This window comes from Pseudomonas sp. G3-19, assembly GCF_054855875.1.
On record NZ_JBMPIQ010000003.1, the window covers coordinates 4,118,746 to 4,131,768 of the forward strand.

Consider the following 13,023-nt stretch of genomic DNA (forward strand, 5'->3'; position numbering starts at 1 on the left):
ACAAGCCTAGCATTCGCAGCGTTCCGGCACAGACCGGGTCCATATCGAGATGATTTCTATCATGTCCTCCGCTGCATCTTTCCGCACAGAAAACGACCTGCTTGGCGCCCTCGAAGTACCGGCTCAAGCGTATTACGGCATCCAGACCCTGCGAGCGGTGAACAACTTCCGTCTCTCCGGCGTCCCGATTTCGCATTACCCGAAACTGGTTGTCGGTCTGGCCATGGTCAAACAGGCCGCTGCAGACGCCAACCGTGAACTGGGTCATCTGAGCGAAGCCAAGCACGCTGCCATCAGCGAAGCCTGTGCACGACTGATCCGCGGTGATTTCCACGAAGAATTCGTGGTCGACATGATTCAAGGTGGCGCCGGTACTTCCACCAACATGAACGCCAACGAAGTGATCGCCAACATTGCGCTCGAAGCAATGGGTCACCAGAAAGGCGAGTACCAGTACCTGCACCCGAACGACGACGTCAACATGGCGCAGTCGACCAACGACGCCTACCCGACCGCGATCCGCCTGGGTCTGCTGCTGGGTCACGACGCGCTGTTGGCCAGCCTCGACAGCCTGATTCAGGCCTTCGCGGCCAAGGGCAAAGAATTCGATCACGTCCTGAAAATGGGTCGTACCCAGCTGCAAGACGCCGTGCCGATGACCTTGGGTCAAGAGTTCCGTGCCTTCGCCACCACCATGGGCGAAGACCTGGCCCGTCTGAAGACGCTGGCCCCGGAACTGCTGACTGAAGTGAACCTGGGCGGCACCGCGATCGGCACCGGCATCAACGCCGACCCGCGCTATCAAGCGCTGGCCGTACAACGCCTGGCGCTGATCAGCGGTCAACCGCTGGTGCCAGCGGCCGACCTGATCGAAGCCACCTCCGACATGGGCGCCTTCGTGCTGTTCTCCGGCATGCTCAAGCGCACCGCGGTCAAGCTGTCGAAGATCTGCAACGACCTGCGCCTGCTGTCCAGCGGCCCACGCACCGGCATCAACGAGATCAACCTGCCGGCGCGTCAGCCAGGCAGCTCGATCATGCCTGGCAAGGTCAACCCGGTAATCCCGGAAGCCGTTAACCAGGTGGCCTTCCAGGTCATCGGTAACGATCTGGCGCTGACCATGGCAGCTGAAGGCGGCCAACTGCAGCTGAACGTGATGGAGCCGCTGATCGCGTTCAAGATCCTCGACTCGATCCGTCTGCTGCAACGCGCCATGGACATGCTGCGCGAGCACTGCATCGTCGGCATCACCGCCAACGAAGCCCGCTGCCGCGAACTGGTCGAGCACTCGATCGGTCTGGTCACCGCGCTGAACCCGTACATCGGCTACAAAAACGCCACCCGCATTGCCCGTATCGCCCTTGAAAGCGGCCGCGGCGTGCTGGAACTGGTGCGCGAAGAAGGTCTGCTCGACGAAGCCATGCTCGCCGACATCCTGCGCCCGGAAAACATGATTGCCCCGCGTCTGGTTCCGCTCAAAGCCTGAGCCGACGCGTTACTTGTAGCACCGCTCACCAGGTCGAGGGACTAGACACCTCTCACCTTTTGAGGGCTTGGGGATTTGTCCCCAAGCCCTTTTTTTTAACTTTCCGACCCTGAGACCCGTATGTCTGGGGACTGCTCAATGTAGAGGTGAGCCCTTGTGGTGAGGGGATTCATCCCCGATGGGTCGCGAAGCGGCCCCAAAACCTGCAATCGCGATGTAACAAGTACACCGCATGCAATGATTTGCGACTGCTCCGCAGTCGATCGGGGATGAATCCCCTCGCTACAGGGTTTGCATCAACAGGAATGCAGTTCCCGCACAAGCCCGACGCCGGTAACGTCGGGTGTTTCAACGCTTCGTTTCGTCGCTTGCACCACGAGCGTGCAGACGGGCGCCGCACTGATCGGTATAGTGCCGCCCCTCTTCGCGTGAGCGGTCGTCGGTAACGAGGCCATAACCCATGCGAAACCCGAACTAATAACAAACCCGCGAAATGGATCCGGGACGAAACCTTCGCCTCACCTGTCGTGCCGCGCGCAAACCGGTGTAACGCGATGTTTCTGAACATCCAGCATTTGCTTAAACAAAAAACAGCGAGGAAAAATCCATGCTCGAAGTCATCAACGACTTCCTCTCAGGGAAAGTACTGATCGTGCTCATTGTCGGGCTCGGTAGCTACTTCACGATTCGCTCGCGTTTCGTTCAATTGCGCCACTTCTTGCACATGTTCGCGGTGTTCCGCGACAGCCTGAAAAGCAGCGGCGGGCAACTCAGCTCGTTCCAGGCCCTGATGCTCAGCCTTGCCGGCCGCGTCGGTGCAGGCAACATCGCCGGTGTCGGCATCGCCGTGACCCTCGGTGGTCCGGGTGCGGTGTTCTGGATGTGGGTGACCGCACTGGTTGGCATGTCCAGCAGCTTCTTCGAGTGCACCCTGGCGCAGGTCTACAAGCGCGCCGATGGCGACGGTCTGTACCGTGGCGGCCCGGCCTACTACATCCAGCACGGCCTGAAGTTGAAAGGCATGGCAGTGGTGTTCTCGGTCCTGCTGCTGGTCACCTACGGCTTCGCCTTCATCGGCCTGCAGTCCTACACCGTGACCCACTCGCTGCAAAACGCCTTTGCCTTCGACCCAAGCCACACCGGGATCGTCCTGGCGGTGCTGCTGGCCATCACCTTCATCGGCGGCATCAAGCGCATCGCTGCAGTGTCCGACCTGCTGGTACCGGTCAAGACCCTGGCCTATATCGGCGTGACCCTGTACGTGATCGGCACCCAGATCGAACACGTGCCAGCGATGCTGGAAACCATCTTCAAGAGCGCCTTTGGTCTCGACCCGGCCTTCGGTGGCCTGCTCGGCAGCGCCATCGTCATGGGCGTGAAGCGTGGCGTGTTCGCCAACGAAGCGGGCCTGGGCAGTGCGCCGAACGTCGCCGCCGTGGCCTCGGTGAAACACCCGGGCGCTCAGGGCGTGGTTCAGGCCTTCAGCGTATTCCTCGACACTTTCGTGATCTGCACCTGCACCGCGCTGCTGATCCTGTTGTCGGGCTTCTACACCCCGGGCTTCGAAGGTGACGGCATCGTCCTGACCCAGAACTCGCTGGCCGCCGTGGTGGGTGACTGGGGCCGCATCTTCGTCAGCGTCGCGCTGTCGCTGTTCGTCTTCACCTGCATCCTCTACAACTACTACCTGGGCGAAAACAGCCTGCAGTTCCTCAGCCGCAACCGCGCGTTGCTGATGGTGTTCCGCGGTCTGGTCCTGGCGCTGGTGGTATGGGGTTCGATGCAGGATCTGTCGACCGTGTTCGCCTTCGCCGACATCACCATGACCTGCCTGGCCTTCGTCAACCTGATGGCCCTGGCCATGCTGTTCAAGGTCGGCATGCGCGTGATGCGCGACTACGACGAGCAGCGCCGCGCCGGCATCAAGCAGCCGGTGTTCGACTCCAGCAAATTTACCGATCTGGATCTGGACCTGAAGGCCTGGCCGGCCGAGGCGCCAGCCGCCGGCAAGACCGCAGTCGAGCCGCAAGGCGTGCCTGCAGCGCAACGCTGACAGGTGAATGACGGGCGCATCCCCTGCGCCCGTCAGTTATTGTGATGCAATACCTGTAGGAGTGAGCCTGCTCGCGATAGCTGTCTTTCAGCCAACATTAATGTTGAATGATGAACCGCTATCGCGAGCAGGCTCACTCCTACAATGTCATCTCTTGTGGAGACCCTCAGATGATTGCCAACACCTTCCCCGCCGCCCAACACGTCATGGTGCTCTACACCGGTGGCACCATCGGCATGCAGGCCAGTGCCAACGGTCTGGCCCCGGCGTCCGGTTTCGAAGCCCGCATGCGCGAGTACCTGCACAGCCAGCCCGAACTGGTGGTGCCGCAATGGCGCTTCCGGGAGATGTCGCCGCTGATCGACAGCGCCAACATGACTCCGGCCTACTGGCAGCAACTGCGCGAAGCGGTGGTCGATGCAGTGGACGTGCAAGGCTGCGACAGCGTACTGATCCTGCATGGCACCGACACCCTGGCCTACAGCGCTGCGGCGATGAGTTTCCAGTTGCTCGGCCTGCATGCCCGGGTGTGTTTCACCGGCTCGATGCTACCGGCCGGCGTCACCGACAGCGATGCCTGGGAAAACCTCGGTGGCGCGCTGGTTGCTTTGGGCCAGGGTCTGGCGCCGGGCGTGCACCTGTACTTCCACGGCGAGCTGCTGGCGCCGACCCGTTGCGCGAAAGTGCGCAGCTTCGGCCGGCATCCGTTCAAGCGCCTGGAGCGTCAGGGCGGCGGGGTGAAAGCGCCGTCGATTCCGGCCGCACTGAACTACAACCAGCCGAAACAACTGGCCAAGGTTGCTGTGCTGCCACTGTTCCCCGGCATCGGCGCCGAGGTGGTTGATGGCCTGCTGGCCAGCGGTATCAAAGGTCTGGTGCTGGAGTGCTACGGCAGCGGCACCGGACCGAGCGACAATCCCGAGTTCCTTGCCAGCCTCGGCCGCGTACGGGACAACGGTGTGGTGGTGGTTGCGGTCACGCAGTGCCATGAAGGCGGGGTCGAGCTGGATGTGTATGAAGCCGGCAGCCGTTTGCGCGGCGTTGGCGTGTTGTCCGGTGGCGGCATGACCCGAGAAGCGGCGTTCGGCAAGCTGCACGGCTTGCTCGGTGCGGGTCTGGACAACGCCGAAGTGCGGCGTCTGATCGAACTCGACCTGTGTGGCGAATTGCGCTGAGCCTGGTCCGGCGCCGGCGATAGTCCGACGCCCTACATATCTACCACCCACGCTGCATCGTGCCTCCCTAGCATGGAGCGATCCCGAGACTTGTCCTCGGGATCGCCTCCATCACCAGAACGCAGGGACGCACGATGAGTTCAGCAACCACAAGCTCCACCCGGCAGACGGCTGCCGGCACAAATCCCACCGAAGCCCTGATCACCCAATTGAGTGTCGGCCCCGACTTGCGCGACGTGGCCGCCGTGCTGTTGCGCGAACATTTGCGCAAGCTGTACCCCACGCTTGATCTGGAGCCGAGCATTACCATGATCGGCACGCCGCAATGGTCCATCGTCGACGAACAGATCGTTGCCGGAAATCCGACCTACCAGGCCTTGACCGAAATCCTCGCCGCCCAGGTCGTGCAGGGCACGCCGACGCTGTATATCGAAGGTGAACACTTTCTGACGCAACAACCGATCAGCGATCCGGCCGTCCACCTGCCGGTACGGATCGACGAAATCGCCAGCCTGCTCAACCTGCTGGCACCGGTCATGCTCACGGCGTTTCAGGAGCAACAGCTGGCGTACTGGAACAACGCCGACGACAGCAACGGCCCGCGTTGGCATACATTGTCGAACACCCTGCGCGAGATCTGGAACGTCAATCAGGTACAAGGCTGGAGCGAGAGTGACTGCGCAATGGCCCGCGCGCTGTATCGCACTGCCGGTCTGGCCGGCAGGAAAATCGATGACCAGAACAGCGCCTGCCTGATCGCCATTGATCTGATCGATGGCACAACCGTAAAGCATCTGAACGAAGTATCGATGGCCGTGCTGATCGGCACACAACAGGGAAAGACGGTCATCCTCGCCCATTCACTGCTCAAGGGTTATCAGAAGTTCGACTCTCTTGATGACCTGGGCAAATCCTTGCCTGCGCACGTGGGCAATCTTCAGCCGTACCAGCAGTTGAACTGGCGATTGCTGGAACCCTCGGGCAGCATCTTCGATTATCAGGCGTGTGCACTGGTCTCGATTCAGATCGATGTGATCGGCGCGCTGGATTTTTCTCCTGCCACACCTGCCCCGCTCGACAAGCCATTGTCCACGGCCACCCCCGAAGTCGACGCCACGGCGAAAAAGCCCGGCCCGCCATTGAGCTGGTTTCAGAATGCCTTGCCTGACTGGCTCATTGCTGCATCACTGCCGGATCTGAACAACTATTCCCGGCACTTGAAGGATCTGGCTGCACTGCATAACCAGAACACCGGCAAGTCCTATCTGGATGGCATCCTGCCAATCAGCGAATACGCGCTGAGCGAAATGAACGCCTTGCATGCCGAGACCCTTCGCGCGCACGCCGATGCGCAGCGTACCGATCTTGAAACAGCTCTGGAGTCGATCCAGTTGCGGGTCAAAAGTCCGGTGATCTGGGGCACCTTTACTGTTCCGGGAAAAATCGAGACTTACAATTTCAGCGTCACCGATCTGGCCTTGCAGAATCTGATTGCAGTGCCGGTAGGCAACAAGACCCTGCACTCCACCCGTGGCAAGCCATTGCCGACATGGCTGACCGTAAGCTATCTGGAAGACCTGGTAACCCGCGCGGATATCGGTACGACCTACCCGGCGCTGATCAAGCGTCAGTTGGTCGACACCACGCCAGCTTCCGCCGGGAGACAGGCACTGTTCACTCAACACTTGCGCATCCAGTTGCCGCTGCTGGCCCTGCAATCGAAAATTCGCGGCAAGGCCGGTATCGACGCACGCGGTTACCGCTATGTCGTCGCGGTGCTGGATCCCGACAGCAACCATCGCATGGTCGAGGACCAGACCATCGTCATGCGGCCTCTGGCTTTCGTACCTCAACGCAGAACAGACGGCAGCCATGACGAAGTCGCCAACATGTTCGTGATCGGTCCTGAGGACCCGAGCGCCGGGCCGTGCCTGCTGTATCGACCGATGCTCGACCAGCCGTTGACCCAATACCCTTCCCCCAGCAACTTGCTGTACGCCATCCAGCAATCCGCCAGTCTGCGTGACTCGGTGCTCGCCTGGCTCCCGGACCGCGTGCGCAGCGACTACGCCAACTATGTGTTTCCAGGCACGTTGCCCTCCCCCTGGGCCGTCACCGAGTTTCTGGTGGATGCGGAAAAAATGAGGGTCATGAGTGGGCCGATCAGCCTCGGTAGAAAGACCGTGGAGGGCGATCTGCCAGGCGCTCTGTACAAAGCCAACGCGTCGGCGCTGGTCGAGCTGGCCGACCGCCAGTCGGTGTCAAATGCGGAAAGTCGCTGGGCCAGTTTCAAACAGGCCGGATGGACCCTGTTCAATGCCGTCTTGCCGTTCCTCGGACGCACGGTGGGTGTCGCGACGTGGATCTGGCAGGTGATGGAGCAACTGCAAGCCCTGAAGGAAGCCCGGGAGCAGGATGACTCTTCCGCGCAATGGTCAGCGTTCACCGAGGTGTTGCTCAATCTGGGGATGGCGATCACGTTGCACATCGCAGGTCGCTCCCGACCACGGCTGGCCCATGAGACAGCGGCACGCGAAACACCGAAAAACCCTGACCCCACGACCACTGAAATCACCGTGCAACAACTGGAAAAAAGTGCTCCCCATGAAACCGTTGACCTGCAGCAAACCCTGAATATCAGCGGCGCCGCGAATCGCACGCCCGCAAGTCTGGGCACCGTGCTGTCCCACTTCAAAATCCTTCGCCCGCAACGTCTGGGTAGCGCCAACACCACGCCAGGGCTCTATCGCAATCTCTACAGCTACAACAGCAAATGGTACGCCCCGGTGGGCCATGACTGGTTCGAGGTCGCGGTGGACGAAAACGGTACCGTCATGATCATCGATCCGCAGGATCCAACCCGTACCGGCCCAGCCTTGATCGGCAATCTGCGTGGCGATTGGTTCGTCGATACCCGACTGCGTCTGCGCGGTGGCGGCTCGGCCGGCCTGACACAGCTGGCTGAAGCACAACGCCGCATCGAAGCGGAAAAACTGCGCACCCGCCTGACCGCCTTCGAAAGCCGTAAGGCGGCAGCGCAAGGCGAGCTGGAACAGGTCCGCCAGGCAATGAACGCTGCCACCGCTCAGACCGCTGCGGCCCACCGCCAGCTCTTTCTACAGTCTCTGGACAGGCAACGCGTCGCTTATGCCCAGGCGTTGAGCGATCTCAAGGCGTTGCATGTATTCTCGCCAACGGCTGACTACCAACAGAGATCCCTGAGCTACCTGAAGGCGCAGCTCGAACTCATCCATGCAGGGATTCGCGAAGCGCTGACCCTGTTCACGCCGACATTGCGCAGCGTACTCAATCATCTCGAAGAACAGGCTGAACAGCCCCAGAACCGGCATATTGCCGAAACGCGGCAGATGCTTGAGCTCAATCTGGACATGATCACGCGTCTGGAGCAGATCCAGGCACAATTGGTGCAACTCAAAGAGTTCGAGAGAGACGGCTTGCGCTTGATTCAACTGACCCGCAAGGCACTCCCGGCGTACTCGATCGAGGATCTCAAGGCACTGCAGGTGACACTGGCGCGCAATGTCTGCCTGCCCGAACACTCGGTAGCGACCGCCGCGGATGCCTGGCTCAGTCTCGACCAGATTGTCGATACCGCCGATATCGCCGTTCAAGCGCTGCGCGACACCCTTGAGGAGCGCAGCGTTTCCCGGCTCGACGAACGCATCGACTGCCTCAACGATCTGATCGAACAATTCAACGTACTCGACGAGCGCCTGGCAGACTTCAAGTCCGCGTTCGCTGACAGTGTGCAAGAGGCACCGCTGACAAACCTTCGCCAACAGCTCGAGCAATTCAACCGCAGCGCCCGCCACAACCTGGTGCTGTTGCTCGAAGAGCGCGACACCCTGCGCAGCCGCCCGGCGCTCCCCGTGCAACCGCCAAGGCCGAAAAAGAAGTTCATCCGCACCCGCTACAACGGCGTGCTGATCGGCGAGCCGCGCCTGACGGCACAGGGCCTGGAAACCGACCTGGTCGACATCAAGTCACCGCTCACGGACAAGGTCATCTCGACCTTTCATCAAAAAACTCCCGGGGTGTGGGTCGAACGTATCAGCACTGCCTTGCCGACGCCGACGCCAGCGCTCGAAACCAGCCTGAACAAGGGGCAGGACCTGCTCGACGGCCTGCCGGCGTTCACCCTGCGCATGAACGAACTCATGAAGCAGGCCGGACGCTCGGCGGTCGGTATCGAGTACCTGTTTCACCAGCACGCCCTGCAACTGGAACACGTCAGCGCGGCCATTGAACAGGCCCTGACCGACAGCAACGCCACGGACAGCAGCCAGCGCTCGGCTGCGGTGCTGAACAAGGCGCTGAGCGATGCCGTCGACAGCCTATATCAGCAGGCCAAAACCGCCATGTCGATGATGACCAGGGCACAATCACCCACACCATCAGGTGTCGCCTGGCTTCAGACCAATGACAGCATCCGTATTGCAAAAACTGTCAGTCGACGCCGCCTCAAGGGCGGCAAGGCGCTCTACCTGGACGAATACAGCATCACTGACCAGACCACGCGCAAGGTGCTGTGGTACGCGCATTTTCTGTACTCCACCTCATGGGTGCCGGACAAGGCCTTCCTCTCTGCACGTTTGAAAACCCCCGCGGAGCGGCAACTGGGATCCGATGCCGACAGCACTCGCGGGTTGAGCCGGGCCGAACGGCTGGCGTACTACCGCAGCATGATCGGCGTGGAGCAGGCCCGACAGCTGTTTTTCAGCGCGAGCTAAGGCATACGCTGATGACCGTGCACGACGTCGCCCCTGCCTGTGGGCGTCGTGCACGGCACGCTACTTGCTGCCTCTTTTGCCAAAAACCAGCGGATGCCGCCTCATGCTCCACTCCCACCTCACGACGCTCAATGCCGTCTCACTGGTACTCAACACCTTCAAGACCGAAGGCCTGTCGAGCGAAGCGCTGCTGGCCGGCAGCGGCATCAGTGCGGCGGATCTGGCCCGTGCCGACACACGCATCACCACCAATCAGGAAATGCAGGTCTGCGCCAATGCGGTCGCGCTCAAGCATGACATCGGCCTGGAACTGGGCCGACGGATGCACGTTTCCTGCTACGGCATCCTCGGTTACGCCCTGCTCACCAGTGCCACCTTAGGTGACGCTTTGCGCCTGGCGATTCGCTATCCGGCGCTGCTGGGAACACTTTTCGAACTGAGCCTGGAAGACGACGGCGAGCGGGTCTGGTTCGTCGCCGCCGATTACCGCGAGAGCCCGTCGATGGCGGTGTTCAACGCGGAGTTCTGCCTGGTGTCATTGAAGGTCATCTGCGACGATTTGCTTGGGCATCCGCTGCCGCTACTGGCGACACGTTTTGAACATGCCGCGCCGGATTACCGCGACAGCTACGCTGAGCACTTCAACAGCCCTCTGCACTTCGGCGCCAAGGACAATGCTTTCGCCTTTGACCGGCGCTGGCTCGATCAGCCGTTGCCTTTGGCCGACAGCATCACCCACCAGGCCATGGCCGACCGCTGCCGCAAACAGAACATCGAGTTCACCGGACGTCAGGCGTGGCTGGGGCGGATTCGCCAGTTGCTCAGTGCCCAGCTCAATGCAGCACCGGGGCTGGAGGGGCTGGCCCAGCAAATGAAGTGCTCGCCGCGCACCTTGCGCCGCCATTTGAAGGACATGGGCAGCAGTTATCAGGAACTGCTCGACGAACTGCGCTTCGAGCGGGCCAAGCAGATGCTGTGTGAGGATCAACTGCCGATCTACCGCATCGCCGAGACCCTGGGCTTCAGCGAGACCGCGAGTTTCCGCCATGCGTTCGTGCGCTGGAGCGGGGTGGCGCCGAGCCAGTTTCGCCCTCATTGATGTTCCAATGTGGGAGCGGGCTTGCTCGCGAATTCGCAGTGTCAGTCGCGATCAATTTATCTGACATACCGTATTCGCGAGCAAGCCCGCTCCCACCGGGACGCATTTCATGCCTGAATCGAAGCAAGGCTGTACTGAAAAGAGGGGCGAATTGCGGTCAGAGTTTTTGGCCATATCGATCCCCTTTTGGCCTTTCCTGCCGTTCTCCGATTCGCCGCGCGCCGCAACACTGGGGGCAACCGAATCAGCCCCCTGCGGAGAACAACAAATGCTGACGATCTACTCGGACGATCACCACCTGCACCACGGCCGCTGCGAACTCATCGACGGCCAGCTCAAGCCGTGTTTCGAAATGCCGTCGCGCGCCGACCACGTGCTGCAACGGGTACAGCACCAGAACCTCGGCCCGGTAGAAGCGCCAAAGGATTTTGGCCTCGAACCGATCGCGCGCATCCACAGCCGCGATTACCTCGACTTCTTCAAAGGTGCATGGGCACGCTGGACCGAATTCAACACCGACGGCGACCTGCTGCCCTACACCTGGCCCGCCCGCACTCTGCGGCAAATCAAACCGACCAGCCTGCACGGCCAGCTCGGCTACTACAGCTTCGACGGCGGCGCGCCGATCACCGCCGGCACCTGGCAAGCGGCGTACAGCGCAGCGCAGGTCGCCCTCACCGCCCAAGCGGAAATCCAGCGCGGCGCACACAGCGCCTTCGCCCTGTGCCGACCACCGGGACACCACGCCGCCAGCGACTTGATGGGCGGTTATTGCTACCTCAACAATGCCGCCATCGCCGCCCAGGCATTTCTCGATGCCGGCCACAGGAAAGTCGCGATCCTTGACGTCGACTATCACCACGGCAACGGCACCCAGTCGATCTTCTACGAGCGCAGCGACGTGCTGTTCACCTCGATCCACGGCCATCCGGAAGCCGAGTTTCCGTTCTTCCTCGGCTACGAGGATGAACGCGGTGAAGGCGCCGGTGAAGGTTTCAATTTCAACTATCCGCTGCCGGCCGGTTCCGGCTGGGATGTGTGGAGTGCGGCGCTGGAACAGGCCTGCAACGAGATCGACAGCTACGGTGCCGACATCATCGTCGTGTCGCTGGGCGTCGACACCTTCAAGGACGATCCGATCTCGCAGTTCAAGCTCGACAGCCCGGATTACCTGGCCATGGGCAAACGCATCGCCGCCCTCGGCAAGCCGACGCTGTTCGTCATGGAGGGTGGTTACGCGGTGGAGGAAATCGGCATCAACGCAGTGAACGTGCTCGAAGGGTTCGAACAATGAACCGACTCAAGCACTGCATTGCGCCAGCCCTGTGCGCCGCGCTGCTCAGCGTCGGCGCCCACGCCGAAGAACGCACCCTGCGCGTCTACAACTGGTTCGACTACATCACGCCCAAGGCGTTGGAAGACTTCAAGGCACAGAACACCCAGACCAGACTGGTCTACGACATCTTCGACACCAACGAAGCACTGGAAGCCAAGCTGCTGACCGGCAACTCCGGCTATGACGTGGTGGTGCCGTCCAACGTGTTCCTCGCCAAGCAGATCGAAGCCGGGGTGTTCCAGCCGCTGGATCGCAGCAAGCTGCCGAACTGGAATCATCTCGATCCGAAACTGATGAAGCTGATCGAAGCCAACGACCCGGGCAACAAATTCGCCGTGCCGTACATGTACGGCACCATCCTGATCGGCTTCAACCCGGCCAAGGTCAAAGCCGCGCTGGGCGATAACGCGCCGGTGGACAGCTGGGACCTGATCTTCAAGGAAGAGAATCTCAGCAAGCTCAAGCAGTGCGGCGTCGCCCTGCTCGATTCGCCGTCGGAGATCCTGCCGCTGGCGCTGCAACACCTGGGTCTGGATCCCAACAGCAAGAACCCGGCGGATTACGCCAAGGCCGAAGCGCTGCTGATGAAGATCAGGCCGTACATCACCTACTTCCACTCATCCAAGTACATGGCCGACATCGCCAACGGTGACATCTGCGTCGCGGTCGGTTATTCCGGCAGCTTCTCGCAAGCGGCCAACCGCGCCAAGGAAGCGAAGAACGGTGTGGTGGTCGACATGCGCCTGCCCAAGGAAGGCGCACCGATCTGGTTCGACATGCTCGCTATTCCCAAGGGCGCGAAGAACACCGAGGACGCCTACACCTTCATCAACTACCTGCTGCAACCGGCGGTGATCGCGCCGGTCAGCGACTTCGTCGGGTATCCGAACCCGAACAAGGACGCCACCCAACGGGTCGATCCGGCGATCCGCAACAACCCCAACCTGTACCCGACCGATGCGGCGATGGGCACGCTTTACACCCTGCAACCGCTGCCGCGGGATGCCGAGCGTGCACGCACCCGGGCCTGGACCAAGATCAAGTCCGGTACCTGAGCCGACGCTGACGACAAGACCCGCCGCCGTGCGGGTCTTTTTTTGCCTGCGATATTTATCTACCACCT

Annotated in this window: 7 protein-coding genes; all 7 read left to right on the forward strand. The window is 61.2% G+C overall.

From position 1 onward, the window contains the following. Positions 1 to 61: 61 nt before the first annotated feature. The 7 genes from aspA to ACOYXI_RS19030 all read left to right on the forward strand — a co-directional run bounded on the left by aspA (position 62) and on the right by ACOYXI_RS19030 (position 12,955). Positions 62 to 1,486, forward strand: coding sequence for an aspartate ammonia-lyase (gene aspA, locus ACOYXI_RS19000; protein ID WP_027610364.1), 1,425 nt, complete (start codon positions 62 to 64; stop codon positions 1,484 to 1,486). A gap of 607 nt (positions 1,487 to 2,093) precedes the next feature. Beyond that, entirely contained in the window at positions 2,094 to 3,539 is a 1,446-nt protein-coding gene (locus ACOYXI_RS19005) for an alanine/glycine:cation symporter family protein (RefSeq protein WP_461675156.1), read from the forward strand. Between the two features lie 170 nt (positions 3,540 to 3,709). Next, on the forward strand, positions 3,710 to 4,714 hold the full coding sequence (locus tag ACOYXI_RS19010) for an asparaginase (RefSeq protein WP_461675157.1): 1,005 nt from the start codon (positions 3,710 to 3,712) through the stop codon (positions 4,712 to 4,714). Positions 4,715 to 4,848: 134 nt separating this feature from the next. Next, positions 4,849 to 9,465, forward strand: coding sequence for a hypothetical protein (locus ACOYXI_RS19015; protein ID WP_461675158.1), 4,617 nt, complete (start codon positions 4,849 to 4,851; stop codon positions 9,463 to 9,465). 103 nt (positions 9,466 to 9,568) lie between these two features. Continuing rightward, a complete protein-coding gene (locus ACOYXI_RS19020; protein WP_027610360.1) occupies positions 9,569 to 10,564 on the forward strand; it encodes an AraC family transcriptional regulator in 996 nt (331 codons plus the stop codon). Positions 10,565 to 10,832: 268 nt separating this feature from the next. Continuing rightward, positions 10,833 to 11,858 carry a histone deacetylase family protein gene (locus tag ACOYXI_RS19025; protein WP_134785022.1) on the forward strand — a complete coding sequence of 342 codons (1,026 nt, stop codon included), beginning with the start codon at positions 10,833 to 10,835 and terminating at the stop codon, positions 11,856 to 11,858. Then, on the forward strand, positions 11,855 to 12,955 hold the full coding sequence (locus ACOYXI_RS19030; protein ID WP_135296864.1) for a polyamine ABC transporter substrate-binding protein: 1,101 nt from the start codon (positions 11,855 to 11,857) through the stop codon (positions 12,953 to 12,955). Before ACOYXI_RS19025 ends, ACOYXI_RS19030 begins: the two co-directional genes overlap by 4 nt. Positions 12,956 to 13,023: the final 68 nt, after the last annotated feature.